The 22520-nt window shown below is 63.5% G+C and carries 19 protein-coding genes; 8 read left to right on the plus strand and 11 right to left on the minus strand.

What is annotated here, in order from left to right:
• Positions 1-76 precede the first annotated feature (76 nt).
• Entirely contained in the window at positions 77-1006 is a 930-nt protein-coding gene (locus NLX68_RS14130) for an electron transfer flavoprotein subunit alpha/FixB family protein (RefSeq protein WP_254284497.1), read from the minus strand.
• Positions 1007-1756, minus strand: coding sequence for an electron transfer flavoprotein subunit beta/FixA family protein (locus NLX68_RS14135; protein ID WP_010224703.1), 750 nt, complete (start codon positions 1754-1756; stop codon positions 1007-1009). It abuts the gene before it with no gap.
• Between the two features lie 544 nt (positions 1757-2300).
• Between NLX68_RS14135 and NLX68_RS14140 the strand changes: the two genes are divergently transcribed.
• Positions 2301-3965, plus strand: coding sequence for an electron transfer flavoprotein-ubiquinone oxidoreductase (locus NLX68_RS14140; RefSeq protein WP_254284498.1), 1665 nt, complete (start codon positions 2301-2303; stop codon positions 3963-3965).
• A gap of 63 nt (positions 3966-4028) precedes the next feature.
• On the opposite strand, the gene NLX68_RS14145 is transcribed toward NLX68_RS14140, so the two are convergent.
• From NLX68_RS14145 to NLX68_RS14165, 5 genes are all read right to left on the minus strand, one after another.
• Complete coding sequence (locus NLX68_RS14145) at positions 4029-4430, minus strand: type II TA system antitoxin MqsA family protein (protein WP_254284499.1); 402 nt, start codon at positions 4428-4430, stop codon at positions 4029-4031.
• 2 nt (positions 4431-4432) lie between these two features.
• Positions 4433-4594 (minus strand): type II toxin-antitoxin system MqsR family toxin, encoded by a 162-nt coding sequence (locus NLX68_RS14150; RefSeq protein ID WP_367949537.1) that lies wholly within the window; start codon positions 4592-4594, stop codon positions 4433-4435.
• 106 nt (positions 4595-4700) lie between these two features.
• Entirely contained in the window at positions 4701-6011 is a 1311-nt protein-coding gene (locus tag NLX68_RS14155) for an MFS transporter (RefSeq protein ID WP_254284500.1), read from the minus strand.
• Between the two features lie 107 nt (positions 6012-6118).
• Positions 6119-6604, minus strand: coding sequence for a hypothetical protein (locus NLX68_RS14160; RefSeq protein WP_010224707.1), 486 nt, complete (start codon positions 6602-6604; stop codon positions 6119-6121).
• Between the two features lie 179 nt (positions 6605-6783).
• Positions 6784-7263: a sigma-70 family RNA polymerase sigma factor gene (locus NLX68_RS14165; RefSeq protein ID WP_010224708.1), complete on the minus strand. Its 480-nt coding sequence runs from the start codon at positions 7261-7263 to the stop codon at positions 6784-6786.
• Positions 7264-7491: 228 nt separating this feature from the next.
• Between NLX68_RS14165 and NLX68_RS14170 the strand changes: the two genes are divergently transcribed.
• From NLX68_RS14170 to NLX68_RS14180, 3 genes are read left to right on the plus strand one after another with little or no spacing between them, the layout of a single operon-like run.
• On the plus strand, positions 7492-8670 hold the full coding sequence (locus tag NLX68_RS14170; RefSeq protein WP_254284501.1) for an efflux RND transporter periplasmic adaptor subunit: 1179 nt from the start codon (positions 7492-7494) through the stop codon (positions 8668-8670).
• Positions 8671-10638: a MacB family efflux pump subunit gene (locus NLX68_RS14175; RefSeq protein ID WP_254284502.1), complete on the plus strand. Its 1968-nt coding sequence runs from the start codon at positions 8671-8673 to the stop codon at positions 10636-10638.
• A 3-nt stretch (positions 10639-10641) separates the two neighbouring features.
• On the plus strand, positions 10642-12042 hold the full coding sequence (locus NLX68_RS14180; RefSeq protein WP_254284503.1) for an efflux transporter outer membrane subunit: 1401 nt from the start codon (positions 10642-10644) through the stop codon (positions 12040-12042).
• 55 nt (positions 12043-12097) lie between these two features.
• On the opposite strand, the gene NLX68_RS14185 is transcribed toward NLX68_RS14180, so the two are convergent.
• Positions 12098-13720 carry a twin-arginine translocation signal domain-containing protein gene (locus NLX68_RS14185; RefSeq protein WP_254284504.1) on the minus strand — a complete coding sequence of 541 codons (1623 nt, stop codon included), beginning with the start codon at positions 13718-13720 and terminating at the stop codon, positions 12098-12100.
• 145 nt (positions 13721-13865) lie between these two features.
• On the opposite strand from NLX68_RS14185, the gene NLX68_RS14190 reads away from it, so the two are divergent.
• Entirely contained in the window at positions 13866-14837 is a 972-nt protein-coding gene (locus NLX68_RS14190; protein WP_254284505.1) for a siderophore-interacting protein, read from the plus strand.
• 603 nt (positions 14838-15440) lie between these two features.
• Here NLX68_RS14190 and NLX68_RS14195 read toward each other — a convergent pair.
• From NLX68_RS14195 to NLX68_RS14205, 3 genes are all read right to left on the minus strand, one after another.
• Entirely contained in the window at positions 15441-16853 is a 1413-nt protein-coding gene (locus tag NLX68_RS14195) for an aspartate aminotransferase family protein (RefSeq protein ID WP_254284506.1), read from the minus strand.
• A 157-nt stretch (positions 16854-17010) separates the two neighbouring features.
• Entirely contained in the window at positions 17011-18336 is a 1326-nt protein-coding gene (locus NLX68_RS14200) for an ATP-binding protein (RefSeq protein ID WP_254284507.1), read from the minus strand.
• Positions 18333-19016, minus strand: a complete 684-nt coding sequence (locus tag NLX68_RS14205) for a response regulator transcription factor (RefSeq protein ID WP_254284508.1) — start codon at positions 19014-19016, stop codon at positions 18333-18335. Before NLX68_RS14205 ends, NLX68_RS14200 begins: the two co-directional genes overlap by 4 nt.
• Before the next feature lie 175 nt (positions 19017-19191).
• Here NLX68_RS14205 and dsbD point away from each other — a divergent pair, with 175 nt between their 5' ends.
• The 3 genes from dsbD to dsbG are packed head-to-tail and all read left to right on the plus strand — an operon-like array spanning position 19192 to position 22501.
• Positions 19192-20895 (plus strand): protein-disulfide reductase DsbD, encoded by a 1704-nt coding sequence (gene dsbD / locus NLX68_RS14210; RefSeq protein ID WP_254284509.1) that lies wholly within the window; start codon positions 19192-19194, stop codon positions 20893-20895.
• Positions 20895-21752, plus strand: a complete 858-nt coding sequence (locus NLX68_RS14215) for a TlpA disulfide reductase family protein (RefSeq protein ID WP_254284632.1) — start codon at positions 20895-20897, stop codon at positions 21750-21752. Before dsbD ends, NLX68_RS14215 begins: the two co-directional genes overlap by 1 nt.
• Entirely contained in the window at positions 21737-22501 is a 765-nt protein-coding gene (gene dsbG / locus NLX68_RS14220; protein ID WP_254284510.1) for a thiol:disulfide interchange protein DsbG, read from the plus strand. The genes NLX68_RS14215 and dsbG overlap by 16 nt, the downstream gene beginning before the upstream one ends.
• Positions 22502-22520: the final 19 nt, after the last annotated feature.

Below are 22520 nucleotides of genomic sequence, written 5' to 3' on the forward strand. Positions count from 1 at the left end.
CCGATCCGACGGGCTGTGCAAGGCAGGCCTGCACAGCCCGTACGGACCGGGCTCTTTTATAAGTGAAGCGGCTGGATTAAACCAGCTTCTCCAGCTCAGGGATGGCTTCGAACAGGTCAGCCACCAGGCCGTAGTCGGCCACCTGGAAGATCGGCGCTTCTTCGTCCTTGTTGATCGCAACGATCACTTTGGAGTCTTTCATGCCGGCCAGGTGCTGGATCGCGCCGGAGATACCGACGGCGATGTACAGCTGTGGTGCAACGATCTTGCCGGTCTGACCGACCTGCATGTCGTTGGGTACGAAACCTGCGTCGACCGCAGCGCGCGAAGCGCCAACGGCAGCGCCGAGCTTGTCGGCCAGGGCGTACAGGTGCTTGAAGTTGTCACCGTTCTGCATGCCGCGACCGCCGGAAACGACGATCTTGGCAGCGGTCAGCTCTGGACGGTCGGACTTGGCCAGCTCTTCGCCAACGAACGCCGACTTGCCCGCGTCGTGGGCAGCAGCGACGGCTTCAACGGCAGCCGAACCCCCTTCGGCGGCAACGGCGTCAAAGCCGGTGGAACGCACGGTGATGACCTTGACGGCAGCGTTCGATTGCACGGTGGCAATGGCGTTACCGGCGTAGATCGGACGCTTGAAGGTGTCAGCCGATTCAACCGAGATGATCTCGGAGATCTGGTCGACGTCCAGCAGCGCGGCAACGCGCGGCAGGATGTTCTTGCCGTTGGAGGTGGCAGGCGCCAGCACGTGGCTATAGCCCTTGCCCAGCTCGGCGACCAGTGGCGCAACGTTCTCCGGCAGCTGGTGAGCGTAGGCGGCATTGTCGGCAACCAGCACCTTGGCAACGCCGGCGATCTTGGCCGCAGCTTCAGCGACGCCAGCGACGTTTGCGCCTGCGACCAGCACGTGGATGTCACCACCGATCTTGGCGGCAGCAGCAACAGTGTTCAGGGTGGCCGGGGCAACGGCACCTTTTTCGTGTTCAGCGATAACCAGGATAGTCATTTAGATTACCTTCGCCTCGTTCTTCAGTTTCTCGACCAGTTCAGCAACCGACTTGACCTTGATGCCAGCGCTGCGGGCAGCCGGCGCTTCGACTTTCAGGGTCTTGTTGGTGGAGGCGGTGGAAACGCCCAGCGCGTCTGGAGTAACGGTTTCCAGCGGCTTCTTCTTGGCCTTCATGATGTTCGGCAGCGACGCGTAGCGCGGCTCGTTCAGGCGCAGGTCGGTGGTGACGATGGCTGGCAGGTTCAGCGCAACGGTCTGCAGGCCGCCGTCGATTTCACGGGTGACGTTGACCTTGTCGCCAGCGACTTCGACCTTGGAGGCGAAGGTGCCCTGGGCGTAACCGCTCAGTGCCGCCAGCATCTGGCCGGTCTGGTTGTTGTCGCTGTCGATGGCTTGCTTGCCAAGGATCACCAGCTGCGGTTGCTCCTTGTCGACCACTGCCTTGAGCAGCTTGGCCACGGCCAGCGAAGTCAGCTCTTCAGCCGATTCGACCAGGATGGCGCGGTCGGCACCCAGTGCCAGGGCAGTACGCAGTTGCTCCTGGGCAGTGGCCGGGCCGACGGTAACGACGACGATCTCGCTCGCAACGCCCTTCTCTTTCAGGCGCACGGCTTCTTCTACGGCAATTTCGCAGAAGGGGTTCATGGACATCTTGACGTTAGCAAGGTCGACGCCGGAGTTGTCCGCCTTGACGCGAACCTTGACGTTATAGTCGACCACTCGTTTGACAGCTACAAGAACCTTCATGGATTCCTCGTTACTCTCCGGTGAAAAGAATGTCGCCTGGGACAAACCCGGCGATTGCGCGTGGGTACAAGGGCACCTCTAAAAACGATCACAGGTGGACGAATTTAACCCTGACCCAGCAGTCTCGATTCGGCCTGTCAGTTGCAAAACCCGTGGGTCATTATTTGTCGTGGCGTGTAAACTCCACTACAAAGCGGGTTGTGGCGTAACTGCCCTGCTTTTCGCCTGGTTTTTAGGGGTGCTCCTGCATCCGGCGGTCAGCCTACGGCGAGCGCAAAACCGCTCGTATCTTGACCGTAACGCCCAATCCGGTCAATACGGCAAACCCGTCAGCTTCAAGCCGCGCTTCTTTGATTTTACTGGGCTGCGGCAAATTCAAACAAACGTTTGTATTGGACCCCGTGAGTGGTGTAGATATAATGCGCGGCCAAGAGAAAGCGGTGTAGTCCGTCATCGCTCGAGCTACAGCCCGAGCGTCTGAAAAATGACCGCCTGACACCCGCCAACAAAGAAAAACCGATGAGCCTTGAGTAGGAGAGAACCTGTGGAACGCGAATACATGGAATTCGACGTGGTCATTGTCGGCGCTGGCCCGGCTGGCCTGTCCGCCGCCTGCCGACTGAAGCAGAAGGCCGCCGAAGCCGGTAACGAAATCAGCGTCTGCGTGGTCGAGAAAGGCTCGGAAGTCGGCGCCCACATCCTCTCCGGTGCGGTATTCGAACCGCGCGCCCTGAACGAACTGTTCCCGGACTGGAAAGAGCTCGGCGCGCCGCTCAACACCGAAGTCAAACGCGACGACATCTACGTGCTCAAGGATGCTGGCAGCTCGATCAAGGTCCCGGACCTGTTCGTGCCCAAGACCATGCACAACCAAGGCAACTACATCATCTCCCTGGGCAACCTGTGCCGCTGGCTGGCCCAGCAGGCCGAGAACCTGGGCGTGGAGATCTACCCGGGCTTCGCCGCCCAGGAGGCGCTGTTCGACGAGAACGGCGTGGTCCGCGGGATCATCACCGGCGACCTGGGTGTCGACCGTGAAGGCAACCCCAAAGAAGGCCTGTACACCCCAGGGATGGAACTGCGCGGCAAGTACACCCTGTTCGCCGAAGGCTGCCGTGGCCATATCGGCAAGCAGCTGATCAAGCGCTTCAACCTCGACAGCGAGTCCGACACCCAGCACTACGGCATCGGTCTCAAGGAAATCTGGGAAGTCGACCCGGCCAAGCACGAACAGGGCCTGGTGGTGCACACCGCCGGCTGGCCGCTGGACGTGATCAGCACCGAAAATACCGGTGGCTCGTTCCTCTACCACCTGGAAAACAACCAGGTAGTGGTCGGGCTGATCGTCGACCTGTCCTACAGCAACGCCTACCTGTCGCCGTTCGATGAGTTCCAGCGCCTCAAGCACCACCCGGTGATCAGCAAGTACCTGGAGGGCGGCAAGCGCATCAGCTACGGTGCCCGCGCCATCAGCAAAGGCGGCCTGAACTCTCTGCCGAAGATGGTCTTCAACGGTGGCGCACTGATCGGTTGCGACCTCGGCACCCTGAACTTCGCCAAGATCAAGGGCAGCCACACCGCGATGAAGTCCGGCATGCTCGCCGCCGAAGCGGTGGCCGATGCCCTGCTGGCCGGCAGCGAAGGCGGCGACCAGCTCAACAGCTACGTCGAAGCGTTCAAGGCCAGCTGGCTGCATGAAGAGCTGTTCGCCAGCCGTAACTTCGGCCCGGCCATGCACAAGTTCGGTCCGATCTTCGGCGCGGCGTTCAACTACGTCGACCAGAACTGGTTCGGCGGCAAGCTGCCGTTCACCCTGCACGACACCAAGCCGGACTACGCCTGCCTGAAGCTGGCCGCCGACTCGAAAAAAATCGACTATCCAAAACCGGATGGCAAGCTGAGCTTCGACAAGCTGAGCTCGGTGTTCCTCTCCAGCACCAACCATGAAGAGGAGCAGCCGTGCCACCTGAAACTGGCTGACGCGAGCATCCCGATCGCCACCAACCTGCCGCTGTACGACGAACCGGCGCAGCGCTATTGCCCGGCCGGCGTGTACGAAGTGGTCACCCAGGAAGACGGCAGCAAGCGCTTCCAGATCAACGCCCAGAACTGCGTGCACTGCAAGACCTGTGACATCAAGGACCCTTCGCAGAACATCACCTGGGTCACCCCGGAAGGCGCCGGCGGCCCGACTTACCCGAACATGTAAGTCCGCTGGCAGCTAAAAAAGCCCCCTCGCCGTTGTGGCCAGGGGGCTTTTTCATGCGTTGCATCAGGCCAATCTGACCTCTTCGAACAGCTCAGGGTGCCGATCGAGAAGCTTCAGCAATTTAACCAGGGCCAAAGGTGGCTTGGTCTTGCCGTTTTCGTAACGGGAAAATGCATTGACCCCGCCACCAAATATTTCCGCCGCTTCACGCTGATCAAGCGCCAGCTTCTTGCGCACTGCCGCAATGAACTGTGGATCGACCGCCGCCGCATTGACCTGCCGATTGAACGCCAACATGGCCGCACTGACACGCCGGGATTCCTGATCGCTGAGAACCATCTCCGCGCAAGCCGGGCAAACATCTCCAGTAACCTCAGTCACCCGTGTTGTCTCACCCTTGTAGGTGTACGGCAAATCACGGCTGGCATTGACCAGCTCGGCCGCGCCACAGGCTGGACACTTCATCCTCACAACTCCTTGAAGGACACGATGAGCACGTCATCGATGACCGTCAGTTTCAGGTAGACCCGCCCGAAGCAGGTGCTGGGTCGGTAAACGTCTTGCCATATACGCTGGTTCGCTTGCGTGGTAAAGCCTGCAATGAGGCGTTCCCTTCTCCATGAGCAAATTAACCTAGTAGGTTTAATTTGGCAAACAGGTTAATCGTTTGCCGAGCCCTGGAGTCTGCCCGATCAGCGGTCATTCAGCGGGGAAGGATTGTCACAGCAGATGAACTCAGCAGCGTACCGTCTGATCCTCGAAGACCGCCGCCTCGCGTGCGCCGAAGTACATCGCCGTGAGCACACCCACCGCGCCCATGACCAGACAAAAGCCGACACATACCCATGGGCTCCACGGCATCAGGGCAATCAGCAGCAACGGCGTGGTGCTCGCCCACAGGGCGTAGGCAATGTTGTAGGTAAAGGAAATCCCCGACACACGGATCTGGGCCGGGAACAGCCCGACCATCACCGACGGCACCACCCCCACTACCCCACAGGCCAGGCCTGCAAGTGCATAGGCCAGCCCGGTCCAGCCCCAGCCACTGACCAGACTGGCATAGAGACCGGCAATGCCCAGCGGCAGCAACAGGCTGTAGAACATCAGCGCCCGCCAGGCGCCGATACGGTCGACCAGCAAACCCGCCAGCACACAACCGATGTTCAGGAAGACGATGCCCATGCTGCTCAAGGCGAAGGTGTGCCCGGCGCTCATGGCGAAACGCTGCTGCATCACCGTCGGGGTGATCACCACCAGCACCACCACCGCCGACGTCAGCACGCACGTCAGCAACACAGCCGGAATCAACGCGCGGCGATGGTCACGCAGGACGGTACGCAACGGAAAGGCCGGCGGCTGCTCACGTTGCTCGCGCAAGGCGAGAAATACCGGCGTCTCGCTCAGCCAGCGGCGCAACCACACACCAATCACGCCAAACACGCCGCCGAGCAGGAACGGGTAGCGCCAGGCGTAATCGAGAATTTCCTGCGGGCTGAACAGCTGCGCCAGCGCCGTCGCCGTCAAGGCGCCCAGCAGGTAGCCGAACGTCAGCCCCGCTTGCAGGAAGCCCAGGGCATAGCCGCGCCGCCCGGGCGGTGCATGCTCGGCGACGAAGGTCCAGGCGCTCGGTACCTCACCGCCCACCGCCGCGCCTTGCAGGATGCGCAAGGCCAACAGGATCAGCGGCGCCGCATAACCGATATCGGCGTAGGTCGGCATGACACCGATCAGCAGGCACGGCAGGGCCATCATCAGGATGCTCAAGCTGAACACCCGCTTGCGCCCCAGGTGATCGGCAAAATGGGCCATCAGGATGCCGCCCAGCGGCCGCGCCAGGTAACCGGTGACGAAGATCCCGAAGCTCTGCAGCAAGCGCAGCCATTCGGGCATCTGCGGCGGGAAGAACAGCTGGCTCAAGGTCAGGGCGAAGAACACGAAGATGATGAAATCGTAGATCTCCAGCGCCCCGCCCAACGCCGCCAGGCTCAGGGTCTTGTGATCGCGGCGCGACAGCTGCAACGGGCGCGCAGGGTCAGTGGCAGTCATAGAGGTATCCGCAAATGAACAGAAGCCGGCGCGAGCAGGCGCCAGGGCAAACGCAAGAGGATAGCAAATGCCGACCGACCGTACCCAGCGCAAAGGCCGGGACAGGCCTAGGACTGGCGGGAAAACGCGGTCTGGGCGAAGTTCATCCGCCGCGGGGCATAGCCCTGGTTGGCAGCGCGCTCGGCAACGGCGGGCAAGCGCCCAAGCACCTGAGGCGAATCGATGATGTTCATGAAGGACTGGATGGTTTCGTTGTCCGGCACCTTGGGCAGGCTGACGCTCACTGCCCGGCGCTGGCTGTCAGGAATGGCGGGGATCTTCAAATGCTGCGATTCATACAACAACGCGTGCTGAATCAACGGGTTGACCTGGCAAAAGCGCTCAAGGTCGACCCCGGCATGGCTGGCCAGGTCGATATTGCCCAGCAGCAGGTTGAACGGTTGCAACGCACTTTGCACCAGACGCTGCAGATCTTCGAAACTCTCGACCGGGGCGATGCGGTAGTAGCCCATGCCATTGAGCATGCGCTCCAGTTGCAGCAACTGCATCGGGTGTTCGTCGGCGATCAGTATTCGCAGCGATTTGTTCGGCATTGTCTATGACCAAGGCAAACAGCGTTAGCGATGTTCCTTGACCATACTGCGCCACTCATCAATTGCAGGCTATTGGCGAGCACCCGCCAGATAAAGGGTCTGTATTGATAGTTGTCGGGAATCGGGCAGAAATCAAGCATCGTCACCACGAATTTTTCACATCCACCCCGCGCCTGGCCTTACTGCGACTCCCATTCGCGCATCCGCACCCGGCAGTGTTTCATGGCGTTGACGATGTGTTTTTCCACCAGACTGCGCGAGATGCCCAGGCGCTCGGCAATCTGCGGGTGCGACAGGCCATCGAGCTTGCGCAGCAGGAAACACTCGCGACAAGGCTGGCTGAGCTCGGCCAGGGCACGCTGCATCAAGTCCAGACGCTGGTTGAGGTCCATGCTCTGGGACGGCGCCGGAGAAAAGAAACGCTCATCGGTATCGAGCACTTCAAGTGGCTCGGCCTGGCGCAGCAGCCCGCGCCGATGACCGTCGATCACCAGGTTCAGGGCCGTACGGTAGAGAAACGCGCGCGGATGCTCTATGTCATTCCCGCCAGTGCGCTCCAGTACCCGGATATAGGCATCGTGGGCAACGTCTTCAGCGGCCTGCCGGTTACCCAGGCGGGCACAAAGGAAACTCACCAGTTCGCGATAGTAGCTTTCCAACACAACACCTGGCCGCGACATCTGCGGGAATTCCCTTGGCTCTGGGTTAAGCGGGTCTGAATGATGGCAGAATGCAATAATACAAATTATAATTATTCTCAGCAAGCACCGCCCCACCCCCGGTAAATTCCAGCGCCTTCACCTCGTTTACCTGGAAGCCTCCCGTGCCTGTCGAGTCATACCGCCAGGGTGAAGTCACGGGCCCTACCTTCTGGCTGGAACCCCTGCATGAGACGTTCTTCCACTCGCCGCCGCGCGGCCCTCTACGGCCTCGGCCTGCTAAGCCTCGGCGCCCTGCTTGCCTGGACAACCCTGCCAGCCGGCAGCGACCCGCTCAGTACCGTGGCCGTCACCCGCGGGGATATCGAAAGCAGCGTCACCGCCCTGGGCACCTTGCAACCCAGGCGCTATGTGGACGTTGGCGCCCAGGCGTCCGGACAGATCCGCAAACTGCATGTGGAGGTTGGCGACCAGGTCAAGGAAGGCCAGCTGCTGGTGGAAATCGACCCTTCGACCCAGCAGGCCAAACTGGATGCCGGGCGTTTTTCGATCGAAAACCTCAACGCCCAGCTCGATGAGCAGAAGGCCCAATACCAGTTGGCCGAGCAACAGTACAAGCGCCAGCGCAACCTTGCCGCTGGCGGGGCAACCCGCGAAGAGGACGTACAAAGTGCCCAGGCCCAACGCAAGGTGACCCAGGCGCGCATCGACATGTATCGCGCACAAATCCGTCAGGCACAGGCCAACCTGCGCAGCGATGAAGCCGAGCTGGGCTACACGCGCATCTATGCACCGATGTCCGGCACCGTGGTCGCTGTCGATGCTCGCGAAGGCCAGACCCTCAACGCCCAACAGCAGACCCCACTGATCCTGCGCATTGCCAAATTGTCGCCCATGACCGTCTGGGCGCAGGTCTCCGAAGCCGATATTGGCCACGTGAAGCCTGGCATGACGGCCTATTTCACCACCCTGGCCGGCGGCAAGCGGCGCTGGGCCAGCAGTGTGCGGCAGATTCTACCAGTGCCGCCCAAACCCCTCGATCAAACCAGCCAGGGCGGTGGCAGCCCGGCCAGTGCCAGCGGCAGTGGCGCCAGCAGCAAGGTGGTGCTTTACACAGTACTGCTGGATGTCGACAACCCGGACAACGCATTGATGGCGGAGATGACCACCCAGGTGTTCTTTGTTGCCGGGCGCGCCAGCAAGGTGCTGACCGTGCCGGTGGCGGCACTGGATGAACACGCCGATGGCAATGACCTGCGCATCGCCCAGGTACTCGACAGCAACGGCACGGTCAACCAGCGCCAGGTGCGCACCGGATTGAGCGACCGCCTGCGGGTACAGGTGCTCGACGGTCTGACCGAAGGCGAGCGCCTACTGATCGGCGCACCCGCCGCGAGCGGGGGTTGAATGTCCACGCCCCTGATCGAACTGCGCGATATCCGCAAATCCTATGGCGGCATCGATACGCCCAAGGTCGAGGTGGTGCGCGGCATCAGCCTGGCCATCCACCCAGGCGAGTTCGTTGCCATTGTCGGCGCCTCCGGCTCCGGCAAATCAACGCTGATGAACATCCTCGGCTGCCTGGACCGCCCCACTTCAGGCAGCTACTACTTTGCGGGCAAGGACGTTGCCGAGCTCGACACTGACGAACTGGCCTGGCTGCGCCGGGAGGCCTTTGGTTTTGTCTTCCAGGGTTACCACCTGATCGCCTCGGGCTCGGCCCAGGAAAATGTCGAAATGCCGGCGATCTATGCCGGGACCCCCGCCGCCGAACGCCACGCCCGCGCCGCCGCCCTGCTCGAGCGCCTCGGCTTGGCCAGTCGCACCGGTAACCGCCCGCACCAGTTGTCCGGCGGCCAGCAGCAACGGGTGTCGATCGCCCGCGCCTTGATGAACGGCGGGCACATCATCCTCGCCGACGAGCCAACCGGCGCGCTGGACAGCCAGAGCGGCGCCGAGGTGATGGCGCTGCTCGACGAACTGGCCAGCCAGGGCCATGTGGTGATCCTGATCACCCACGACCGCGAAGTCGCGGCACGGGCCAATCGGGTCATCGAGATTCGCGACGGGCTGGTGCTCAGCGACTCGCCAGCGCAACAGGCCTGCCCCGAACCCGGCACTCGCGGGCTGCGGGCCGAAGACCTGCGCCAGCGCCTGAGCCAGGGCGCGACCCTGAACGGCGCCTGGAAAGGCGAGCTGGCCGAAGCCCTGCAAGCGGCCTGGCGGATCATGTGGATCAACCGCTTTCGCACCGCCCTGACCCTGCTGGGGATCGTCATCGGCGTAGCGTCGGTGGTGATCATGCTGGCCGTCGGTGAAGGCAGCAAGCGCCAGGTCATGGCGCAGATGGCCGCCTTCGGTTCGAACATTCTTTACCTCAGCGGTAGCGCGCCGACCCTGCGCGAACCTGCCGGGGTCGTGACCCTCAATGATGTCGCCGCAGTCTCCAGCCTGCCTCAGGTGAAGATGATCATGCCAGTGATCGGCAGCAAACTGATGGTGCGCTACGGCAACAACAACCAACAGTTCTATGTCGGCGGCAACAACACGTATTTTCCCGAGATTTTCAACTGGCCAGTGGTCGAGGGCAGTTTTTTTACCGAAGCCGACGAACAGAACGCCGCGGCCGTCGCCGTGATTGGCCAGAAAGTACGCGAGAAACTGTTTGGCGCCAGTACCAACCCCATCGGCCACTACATCCTGGTCGAAAACGTGCCCTTCCAGGTGATTGGCATGCTCGCCGGCAAAGGCGCCAGCTCCGGGGACCAGGACAGCGACGAGCGCATCGTGGTGCCCTACTCGGCTGCGGCAATCCGCCTGTTCGGCAGCCGCGACCCGGAGTATGTGACCATCGCCGCCGCCGACTCGCGGCGCGTGGCCGACACTGAAGCGGCCATCGACCGACTGATGCGCAAACTCCACCATGGCAAGCACGACTACGAGCTGACCAACGACGCGGCGCTGATTCAGGCCGAAGCACGGACACAGAACACCTTGTCGCTGATGCTGGGTTCGATCGCCGCCATCTCCTTGCTGGTGGGTGGCATCGGGGTGATGAACATCATGTTGATGACGGTTCGCGAGCGCACCCGCGAGATCGGTATCCGCATGGCTACCGGCGCCCGCCATCGCGACATCCTGCGTCAGTTCCTCAGTGAAGCGGTGCTGCTGTCGATGGTCGGCGGCATGACCGGCATTGCCCTGGCTGTGCTGATCGGCGGCGTGTTGCTGCTGGCCGACATTGCCGTGGCCTTCTCCCTTCCCGCCGTACTCGGCGCCTTTGCCTGCGCAGTGGTCACCGGCGTGGTGTTCGGCTTCATGCCGGCGCGTAAAGCGGCGCGCCTCGATCCGGTCAAAGCCCTTACCAGCGAATAATCAATGAACCTGCCCAGCCGTCTCAGCTTGTTGTCCATCACGCTAATGCTCGCCGCCTGCGGTTCGACTGCCCCCACGCCTCAGAGCGGCCTGCAGGCGCCAGCCCAATGGCAAGGCCGTACGGCCAGCACCGCGCTGAGCGCTGAAAACTGGTGGCAGCAATTCTCCAGCCCGACACTCGACCGCTTGATCGAACAGGCCCGGCGCAACAGCTTCGACCTCGCAGGCGCCGCCGCCCGCGTGCGCCAGGCCCAGGCCTCGGCGGTGATCGCCGGTGCACCGTTGCTGCCGCAGCTCAAGTTTGGCCTGGACGCCAACCGTCAACGCCTGCTGCATGGCAATGGTTTCAACCAACTGGACGCCAGCCGTCGCGAGCGCACCAGCAGCTCATTCGCGACCCGCTTGAGTGCCAGCTATGAAATCGATTTCTGGGGAGGCAAAGCCGCAGCGCGCGACAGCGCCCTGTACAGCCTGGACGCCAGCCGTTTCGATCGCCAGACCGTGGAGCTGACGCTACTCAGCGGTGTTGCCAACAACTACCTGCAAAGCCTGGCCCTGAGCGAACAAGTGCGTATCGCCAAGCTCAACCTGAGCAACGCCCAGGACGTCTTGCGCCTGGTCGAGACCCGCTATCGATCCGGTTCGGCCACTGCCCTGGAACTGGCCCAGCAACGCAGCCTGGTCGCCGGCCAGCAGCGTCAGGTGCCCTTGTTCGAGCAGCTGTTGCAGGAAGCGCGCATCACCCTGGCGACCTTGCTCGGTGAACCGGTACAGACACTGCCGGTTTTTGACGAGTCGATCACCGGCCTGGGCTGGCCCGGCATCGGCAGCGGCGTCCCCAGCGACCTGCTCAGCCGCCGCCCCGACATCGCCACCGCCGAAGCCCGCCTGGCCGCAGCCCAGGCCGACGTACAAGTGGCCCGCGCGGCCATGCTGCCGAGCCTGACCCTGGGCGTCGACCTCGGTTCAGGCGCCGATACCTTTGCCAGGATCCTGCGCAGCCCCTACTACACCTTGAGCGCCGGCCTGGCCGCGCCGATCTTCAACAGCGGCCGCCTGCGCGCCGAACGCGACAAGGCCCGTGCCGAGCAGGAAGAACTGCTGGAAAGCTATCGGGGCAGCATCGTTGCCGGCTTTGCCGATGTCGAAAAGGCCCTCAATGGCATCAGTGGTGTCGACCAGCAACGCCAGTCACAAAACGAGGAAGTGGAGCAGGCGCGGATTGCCTTCGCATTGTCCGAACGCCGCTACCAGGCTGGCGCCGAAACCCTGCTGACGGTGCTGGAAACCCAACGCGCCCTGTACCAGGCGCAAGACCAGCAGGTGCAACTGCGCCTGGCCCGGCTGCAGGGCAGTGTGGCGTTGTACAAGGCGCTGGGAGGCGGCTGGCAGGTGGTTCACTAACCCATGGACCTGCCTGCACGATACCTGTGGGAGCGGCGGTGCGACGCCCCCGCAGTCAGGAAACAATCCCGCGCAACGACAGATGCCGCGCATACCAGGGCCGCTGCGGCACGCGCCGCACCAGGTCGGCGATCTTGTCGTCGTCACCAAAGGTGATGCGCAGCGCCAGCTTCATGGTCTCGACATCCATTTCCACCGATTTGCCCGGGAACATCCCGGGGGTGGTGCTGCAGCCGTGGGTCACCGGCCCCAGCCACGGGTCATCGACCTCAACCCAACGCCCGGGGGCAAACCAGTGCACACCATTGACCTCAAGGCGCCGCACCTGACCTGGGTTGTAGCGCTCATGGGCGCGGTACCAGTCCTCGATGCGGTCGTCGATCCAGCCATGAAAGCCCCAGAACACCGGGTTCACATGAGAGGAGAACGGATCGCCGAGAAAATCGTTTTCCACCCCGAACCAACGCCCGGAAAAATCGGCCGGATCACGCGCAAAGGGAACCGGAGCACCGTTGACCGGGTCACGTGGCACCGAGGCCCAGCCCATGTGCAACCAGTCGTGCAGGTTCATCTCCAGCTCCGAACCGAACGCGCCAAGGGTCAGCTTCGACAGGTACAGCGGGTCCTGGTACTGCGACTCCCAGACCTGAAAGTTACTGCAGAACGTCTCCCCGGCCTTGATCGCCGAGACCCACTTGCCATAAGCCTCATCGCCCGGCGCCCGCCACCCGGGCGGCACGCAGTAGCCATCGTGGTTATCGTAATAGCGGGCAAAGCCCTGGCGGTCGTGCTCGACACTGGGTTGCGGCAGGGGGAAATGCCTCCAGGACGGCAGGTCCTGCATGGAGCGGGCAGTGCCCAGCATGTGCCGGTGCATGAACAAAAAGTCCACCCCCGAGCCATTGCGATGCTTGCGCGGGCCTCGGGCATCACGCTCCCGCTCGCGCGGGCCAGGCTGCCAGCCCAGGCCGCGCAAGGCACCGTGCTTTTCTTTCGGCAAACGGTGCCACTTGTCACGGGTGGCATGCCAGAGTTGATGGAACAACCGGTGCTCGGGGCTGATCAGCCAGGCCTGCAATTGCGGTGTATAGGGCAACCGCTCACGGGCCTCGGGAAACAGACGTTTGACGGCGACGAAACGGCTGTCGGCCAGGGGCAACGCCATGGAACGATCCAGCGGCTGCAAGCGGCCACTGAGGGTACCGCTGCCGGCATTGCCGAAGTTGCCCCAGACTTCATCCAGGCTCGCCGAACATTCGTAGCCCTGCCCCCCCAGGTTGCTCATCAGTCGCCAGCGCACCGTGGCCGTAGAGGCCGCCAGCAAGTCACCCAGCACCCGGTAAGCTGCCAGCCCATCACTGCGCAGGACGCTTTCGCGATCGACATAACCGCGCAGGCCACGGCCCTTGGTGGCGACGTCCAGGTACATCAGCACGCCTTCGCGAGGTAAGCCGGCCAGACCGCCATCGACACCGTCAAAGCGCAGCTCCCAGACCCCGCGCAACTGATCGGCCAATTGCTGGCCAGCGCTATCGGCCAGCTCGACGCTGGCCTCGCCGGGGGTCACGATATCGTCCTCGGGATCATGGGTCAGTTGCTTGTGCGCATAGTAGGCGGCTGGCACGGTCGCGCCCGCCACTGCCAGACCAGCTATGAATCCTCGTCGCGAAATCGTCATCGTCCTACCCATATCAGCCATGAAGCAGGCTTTATCCAAGCTAGGACGTATCCTGAAAGGGGAAATTTAACCGCTGCTGCCGTCGGCTAATTCAGCAAGCCGGTGATTCGTTTTCAAGGTACCTCCCTTGTCAAAGGTACCGCCCATGTCCGCCTCCACTTCACTGACCAACGCCCTGGGGAACGGTCTGCGCAAGCTGGTCGGCAAACCTGCCAAAACCAGTGCCTACGGACTGTTCGATGTTCAGCTCAAAGCCATCATTCCCCTTAGCCCGTCGCTCACCCGCTTCGTCTTCAGTGGTGAGGATGTCGCACACATGCACACCCTGGCCGCCGATCAGCGCATCAAGATCTTCTTTCCATCTGCCGATGGCCACCCCCCGCAACTGCCCAAGCAAGGCTCCTGGCAGGATGCCCGTCGTGGCCTGAGCGCCGAGCACAGCCCGCCGATGCGCACCTACACCATTCGGGCGCTGCGCCGTGAAGCACAGGAGCTCGATGTCGACTTCGTCCTGCACGGCGTCAATGGCCCGGCCTCGACCTGGGCAACCCAGGCCAGGATTGGTGAACGCCTGCAGATCGTCGCGCCGAACCTGGCCTTCGACGGCGATCCAGGCGGCTACGAATGGCGTGCGCCCAAAGCCCTGCAAAACCTGTTGCTGATCGGCGACGAGACCGCCCTGCCCGCCATCGCCGGGATTCTTGAACAGCTCGCCAGGGACCTGCCGCACGTTGCAGTGCAGGCCTTCATCGAAGTGCCCGGCGAAGCCGACTGCCTTGAGCTTGCCTGCAGCCCGGCAACCCAACTCAACTGGTTGCCGCGCGATGTGCTGCACTGCGCCCACGGCGAGGCGATGATCCATGCCTGCCGCGAGTTGGCACAGCTGCCGCCCGGCACAGCCGGCGCTGGCCATGACGTCAAACTGGAGGAGGTCGATATCGACCGGCAGATTCTCTGGGAACTGGCCAAACCCGGCAGTGGGGATTTCTATGCCTGGATCGCTGGCGAGTCGGCGGCGGTAATGAACATCCGCCGTTACCTGATCACCGAGCGCGGGCTGGAGCGCAACGCCTTGACCCTGATGGGCTACTGGCGCGCCGGGCGCACGTTCGACTGACGCGCGTAAAAAGGTTCTTCACGGAATCCGGGGGGCTAAGAGATGCGAGCTTATCCATTCGTTGTGGCGCCGCTGCCGGCCCCTTCCGCCTTTACGGCGGCGCCTGGAATTACGTGCATGAAGATCAAGATCAGCATCAAGATGAAGCAGGTCAGTCCTCGCTTCGGGGTCAGTTTGGCTACGCCATAATCTGCTTTCGCAGATACGCCAGTGCAGGCGCCGCCCGTAACTTCGCGACCTCAGGAGGCTGAGCGTAGGTGTCTGGAGGGGGCTGGTGCGCAGCACCCTTCGGCGTCAGCCGAAGTCGCGAGACGTAGACTTGGCGAAGCAAGTCGTAGGCCGCGATGCCCCTGGAAGGCACCGAAGCGAAGGAACCCGAAGCGCAGCGTAGGGCCGTATGCGGGAGCGAGCGGTTTTGGTTCCTTTTGCCAAGAACAAAAGGGACCCGCCGTAAAGGCGGAAGGGGCCGGCAGCAGCGCCACACAGAATGGATAAGCTAACAGCCTTCAACATCCCAACCCAAGAATCATAACCCCCAGGACTCCGTGAAGATCCATAAAAAAGCCCGGTGCACTGCACCGGGCGATTGTTTGCCAGGGCTGCTTACAGGCTGGTCACCGCCGCACCCACAGCTCGACCAAAGCGCGCCGCCACTTCATCGACTTGCTCAGCGGTGATGATCAACGGCGGCAGGAAGCGCACCACCGCCCCCTGACGGCCACCCAATTCGAGGATCAAACCGCGCTTGAGGCATTCGCGCTGCACCAGCGGCGCCAGACGCGGGCAGACTGGCGGATGCCCTTGGGCATCGAGCCGGCCATTGGGATCGACCAGTTCGACACCCAGCATCAAGCCGCGGCCACGGATGTCGCCCAACTGCGGGAAGTCTTGCTGCAGACGCCGCAGATGGCCGGCTAGACGCTCGCCCATTGCCTCGGCGTGCGCACACAGGTCATGCGCCTTGAGGAAATTGATCACCGCCGAGCCTGCGGCCATGGCCATCTGGTTACCCCGGAAGGTGCCGGCATGCGCCCCTGGCTGCCAGGTGTCCAGCCATTGGCGGTAAACCACCACCGCCAGCGGCAGGCTACCGCCAATGGCCTTGGACAGCACCACGACGTCAGGGGTGATGCCCGCGTGCTCGAATGCGAACATCTTGCCAGTGCGGGCAAAGCCGCTCTGGATCTCATCGACGATCAGCGCTACACCGGCTTTTTCAGTGATACGCCGTACACCGCGTAGCCACTCGATATCCGCCGGAATCACTCCGCCTTCGCCCTGGACCACTTCAACGATCACCGCCGCCGGCAATTGCACGCCGCTTTCCGGGTCGCTCAGCAGGTTTTCCAGGTAGTGCAGGTTGACCTTCACACCCGCCTCGCCGCCCAAGCCAAAAGGGCAACGGTAGTCATAAGGGTACGGCAGGAACTGCACACCATTGGCCAGCAGGGCCGCCAGCGGTTTCTTCGGCCCCAGGCTCCCCATCAGGCTCAGCGCCCCCTGGGACATGCCATGGTAGCCGCCCTGGAACGACAGCACGGTATTGCGCCCGGTGGCGGTGCGGACCAGCTTCAGCGCAGCCTCGACCGCGTCGGTACCGGTCGGCCCGCAGAACTGGATTTTCGCTTCGCTGCGCAGTTGTTCCGGCAGCAGGCTGAACAGGTCCTGGACGAACTGGTCCTTGACCGGCGTAGTCAGGTCCAGGGTATGCAGCGGCAGTTCATCGGCCAGCACTTGCTGGATCGCTTCGATCACCACCGGGTGGTTGTGGCCCAGGGCCAGGGTGCCGGCACCGGCCAGGCAGTCGATGAACTGACGCCCTTCGACGTCCTCGACATAGAGGCCACGGGCACGCTTGAGCGCCAGCGGGATACGCCGCGGGTAGCTGCGGGCATTGGATTCCTGCTGGTTCTGCCGGGCCAGCAACGGCGATTCGTCGAATGCGTAAAGTGTTTCAGGAGCCAGGGTGTCCGAAGACACCGGGTGCGCCTGGGCAAGGCTGATAGCGACTGACATCGGGGAAAACCCTCGCAAGCAAGCGGATGTGCCCGTCACGCGCCTGTTACCAGATGGGTGCGGGTTGTTATCGCTTGAAAAACGCTTCAGCGCCTCGAGGATTTAGCCGATTGGCTGTCACGGCTGAGGTTTTTTCTGGCCTGCAGTACACAGCCCCTCATTGCGCGCGTGTGCGCAATGGAATCTGCAGCAGGACCCGCAAGCCATCGCTGCGGCTGTCAAAGCGCAAGCTGCCGGCGCAGCGCTGGACGATCGCCTGGACGATGGCCAGGCCCAGCCCGCAACCGCCACTCTGGCTGTTGCGCCAGAAGCGTTCGGTCAGGTGTTCAAGGTCCTGATCGGCAATGCCTGGGCCGTGATCGCGGACCAGGAACGCCACCCGATCCTGCTCCATCTGCACCGCCAGCTCCACGGGTGCGCTCCCGCGGGTATGCCGCAGGGCGTTGTCGAGCAGGTTGCGCAAAGCCGTCACCGCCAGCGGCGTGGGCATGCCGAGGTAGACCTGGGCCGCTCCGGGTGCCAACTGCAGATCAATACGCCGGGCGTTGTCGATGCCAGTGTCCTGAATCGCCTGGCGAGCGATCTGCTCGGCATTGCATTGCAGGCCATCTTCGAACGACAGGCGACCTTCCACCCGCGCCAGCAGGAGCAATTGTTCAAGCGTCCGATGCAGGCGATCAGCGCCCTGTTCGGCATGCTCCAGCGCCTGCTCGCGGACCTCGCCGTCGGTCATCCGGGCCACCTGCAAGTGGGTTTTGATCGCGGTCAGCGGGCTGCGCAGCTCATGGGCGGCATCATCGGTCAGCCGCCGTTCGCGCTCGATGGTCTGGCCGATGCGCAGGAACAGCTGGTTCTGGGTTTCCAGCAACGGTTGCAACTCACTGGGCAGGCCGCGCACCTGCAGCGGTTCAAGGGAATCCGGGCTGCGCCGGCGCAAGGCATCGCGCATGCGGTTGAGCGGCGCCAGGCCCTTGCCAACCCCCATCCACAGCAAACCGAGACTGCCGAGCAAGGCCATCAGCACCGGTGCCGAGGCCGCCAGCAGGATCGAACGGTTCAGGGCCTCGCGCTCCTGGTGGCGGTCGGCGGTGGTGATGCGTACATCGCCATGGGCATAGGTGAAACTGCGCCAACGGGCGCCATCGATGGTCTGGTCGTGAAAACCGCTGCGCTGGTCGTCGAGGGTCTGTTCGTTGTTGTGGCTGCGGGCGAGGATTTCACCCCGCAGCGAGCTGACCTGGCAGGCCATGCCGTCGACGCTCAGTTGATCAGCGCTCAGGCGCGTGCCCTCGCCCTTGCTCGACAACGGCTGCGGCAGCTGGTCGACCAGGCCGGCAACCATGCGCGCCGAGGCCACCAGACGTTGATCGAGGGAGAACATCATCTGCATGCGCAGGTCGCGCAGCATCCACGCCGCCGCCAGCACCCAGATGACGATGAAGGCGGTGCCCAGGATCAGGGTCAGGCGCAAACGCAGGGTCATGGTTGCGGCTCCTGCGGCAATTGCGCCGGCCCCAGGCGATAACCCAGGCCACGCACCGTTTCGACGATACCGTTGCCCAGCTTACGCCGCAGGTGATGGATATGCACGTTCAGGGCATTGCTCTCGACCTCGTCACCAAAGCCGTAGACGCTGTCCTTGAGCTGCTCGCTGGACAGTACCCGGCCACGGTTGTGCAACAGCGCCTGCAGCAGCGCCTGCTCGCGGCGCGAGAGGTCGACCGGCTGGCCGCCCAGGCAAGTTTCGCGGCTGCTGGGGTCGTAGCTGAGCGGGCCGTGTTCGATGATGTTCACCGCCCGCCCGGCAGCGCGGCGCAACAAGGTGTGCAGGCGTGCGGCGAGCTCGCGCAGGTCGAAGGGTTTGAGCAGGTAGTCGTCGCCACCGGCTTGCAGGCCCTCGACCCGATCGGTGACCGCATCGCGGGCGGTGAGGATCAGTACCGGCAATGAATGGCCCTGCTGACGCACGCGCTGCAGCAGCTTGAGGCCGTCTTCGTCGGGCAGGCCCAGGTCGAGCACCATGACATCGAATGCCGCGGCCTGGAGCATGGCCTGGGCCGCGCTGGCGCTGGCCACCCGGTCGACGGTCATGCCCTGGGCGGTCAGGCCGGCACTGATGCCGCTGGCGATCAGGTCATCATCCTCGCAGAGCAGTACGTGCATGGTCGGGTCTCGGTCATGAAAGGCCTTATTCAAGCCCAGGCGGATTAACCGAGGATTATGCCGCGCCAGGCCACAGCCGTCGCGGCCTTGGCGACAATCGTCAGGTGCCGGGTTAACTTTCGGTTAATCGGGCTGGGCCAAGCTTGGCCCTTCATCGCATTGCCAAGGCGTCGACATGCGCGTTTTTCTGTTTGCCCTGATGTTCCTGCTAAGCGGCCTGAGCCAGGCCAACCCGTTTGCCCAGAGCGACTTCCTGCCGGTCAACAAGGCCTTCGTGTTCAGCAGCGAACGCCTGGAGACCGGGCAGATGCGCCTGCACTGGCAGATCACCGACGGTTACTACCTGTACCAGAAACGCCTGAAGTTCGACGGCCTGGCGCCGGAGCAGCAGCCCGAATTGCCCGCCGCCCTGCCCCACAGCGACGAGTATTTTGGTGAAACCCAGGTATACCGTGGCGAGCTGGAACTGATCCTGCCCGCCAGCGCCAGCGGTGAACTGCGCATGGGCTGGCAGGGCTGCGCCGATGCCGGCCTGTGCTACCCGCCACAAACCAGCCTGGTCAGCCTGGGCGGCACAACCGTTGACACGCAAGCCAGCGACCAGGCCCTGGCCGGTGGCCTGCAGCAGTCCACTCTGGCCTGGAGCCTGCTGGCTTTTCTCGGCCTCGGCCTGCTGCTGGCCTTCACCCCGTGTTCCCTGCCGATGCTGCCGATTCTCGCCGGGCTGGTGCTGGGCAGCGGTGCCAGTGCCCGCCGCGGCTGGTTGCTGGCCAGTGTCTATGTGCTGAGCATGGCCCTGGTGTATGCCGCCCTGGGCGTGGTTGCCGCGCTGCTGGGAGCCAGCTTTCAGGCCTGGCTGCAGCAACCCTGGCTGCTGGGCACCCTGGCCGGCCTGTTCGTGCTGCTGGCCCTGCCGATGTTCGGTGCCTTCGAGCTGCAGCTGCCGGTGTGGATTCGCGACCGCCTGGAGCGAGCCGGGCGCGGCACCCGCGGCGGCAACCTGTATGGCGCCGCCTTGCTCGGGGCCTTGTCGGGCCTGTTGATGGGCCCGTGCATGACCGCACCGCTGGCCGGCGCCCTGCTGTACATCGCCCAGAGCGGCAACGCCGTGCATGGCGGCCTGGTGCTGTTCACCCTGGGCGTGGGCATGGGCTTGCCGCTGCTGTTGCTGGTGACCCTGGGCAACCGCTACCTGCCACGCCCGGGCGCCTGGATGAACCGGGTCAAGGGCCTGTTCGGCTTCGTTTTCCTGGCCATGGCGCTGTATACCTTGCGCGCGGTGCTGGAGCCCTCGCTGTGGCTCGGCCTTGCCGGCGCCTGGCTGATCGCCCTGGCCTGGGCCGCGTGGCCGGCGTTGCAGGCACTGCGAGCGCTGCGCGCAGCGTCGCTGCTGCTGGGGTTCTGGGGCAGCCTGTTGATCGTCGGCGCTGCCGCCGGTGGCAATGACCCGTGGCAGCCGCTGCAGCCGTTTACCGCCGGCAACGGCCCGGCAACCCTCGCCGAGCACCGCGATGCCTTCACCACCGTGAGCCAGCCGGCCGACCTGCAGCGTGAGCTGGAGGCGGCCAAGGCCCAGGGCCAGTGGGTGATGCTCGACTACTATGCTGACTGGTGCGTGTCGTGCAAGGTCATGGAAAAACAGGTCTTTGCCCGTGCCGATGTGCTAGCGGCACTGAGCGGCGTGCGCTTGCTGCGCCTGGATGTAACCGCTGATGCAGCGTCCAGCCGCGAGTTGCTGCTGCGCTACCAGGTCCCGGGCCCGCCCAGCCTGATCTGGATCGGCCCGGAGGGCAGCGAACGCCGGGCCCGACGCATCACCGGTGAAATCGATGCGGCAAACTTTCTCCAACACTGGGCCGCCACCCGGAGCCAAGGATGATGCTGACTGTCGCGCTCGGGCCGCTGACCATGGCCCTGAACCACCTGCTGCTGATCTGTGCCCTGGCCCTGGCCAGCCTGGTCGGCTGGCGCGTCGCCAAGCACGGTGGCGACAACCCGGAATCAGTGCTGTTCAGTCTGTTCCTGCTGGGCCTGTTCAGTGCTCGCCTGGGTTTTGTCATCCGCTATTGGTCAATGTACCAAGGGGATCTGCTGCAGATCATCGACCTGCGCGACGGCGGCTTCCTGCTCTGGCCAGGCCTGCTCGCGGTCGCCATCGGAGCATTCTGGCTGGCTTATCGGCGGCCGGCCCTGCGCCGGCCGCTGGGCTGGGGGCTGCTCAGTGGCGGCCTGTTCTGGCTGCTCGGCAGCCTGGCCAGCCATCTCTATGACCAGGGCACACAACTGCCCGACATGAGCCTGCGCAAGGCCAACGGCCAGGCCGTACAACTGACCGAGTACCGCGGCAAGCCGCTGGTGATCAACCTCTGGGCTACCTGGTGCCCGCCGTGCCGGCGCGAGATGCCGGTGTTGCAACAGGCTCAGGGCGACTATCCGGACATCACCTTCCTGTTCGTCAACCAGGGCGAGGCGCCACAAACCGTGGTCACCTTCCTCGCGACCACGGGCCTGAACCTTTCCCACGTCTTGTTCGACAGTGGCGGCCAACTGGCACAGAAAGTCGGCTCCATGGCCCTGCCCACGACCTTGTTCTACAACGCCGAGGGCCGCCTGGTCGGCAGCCACCTGGGCGAACTGTCGCGTGCCAGCCTCAGCCACGCCCTGCAATCTTTCGAGCGCGCGCCCGCGCCTGCCGCCCCATCCCCCACAAGGAACGTCGCATGCGATCTCTGCTAAAACTGCCCCTCACGCTGGCCCTGGGCCTGATGACCAGCCCACTGGTGCTGGCCGAAGACTTGCCCAAGGCTGTCCAGCAGCTGGAAGCCAAAGGCGCGAAAATCAAAGGCAGCTTCGACGCCCCCAACGGCCTGCGCGGCTATGCCGCCGAGTACCAAAACCGCGGCTTGGCGCTGTACCTGACCGCCGATGGCAAGCACGTGCTGGTGGGTAGCCTGTTCGACGAGCAGGGCCAGGACCTGAGCCAGGCGCCGCTGGAAAAACTGGTGTATGCGCCGATGGCCAAAGAGGTCTGGGCGAAGATGGAAAAAACCGCCTGGATCGCCGACGGCAAGGCCGATGCGCCGCGTATCGTCTACCTGTTCAGCGACCCCAACTGCCCGTACTGCAATATGTTCTGGCAGCAGGCGCGGCCCTGGGTCGAGTCCGGCAAGGTGCAATTGCGCCATATCATGGTCGGCATCATTCGCGAAGACAGCCCGGGTAAATCAGCCACATTGCTGGCCAGCAATGACCCGGCCAAGGCCCTGGCGCAACATGAGAAGGCCGGCAAGGCCAGCACCCTCAAGGCCCTGGAGAAGATTCCCGAAGCCGTACAAAGCAAGCTCGACGCCAACCTGGCGGTGATGGAAGAGCTCGGTCTGTCAGCAACGCCGGCAATTTTCTACCTGGACGACCAGCAACAGCTGCAAACCCAACAGGGCGCACCGCGACCGGAGTTGCTCGGCAAGATCCTCGGCAAACGTTGAACACCCGGCGGATGTAACA

Origin of the sequence: Pseudomonas sp. SBB6 (assembly GCF_024213215.1) — a bacterium.
Taxonomy (GTDB): Bacteria; Pseudomonadota; Gammaproteobacteria; order Pseudomonadales; family Pseudomonadaceae; genus Aquipseudomonas; species Aquipseudomonas donghuensis.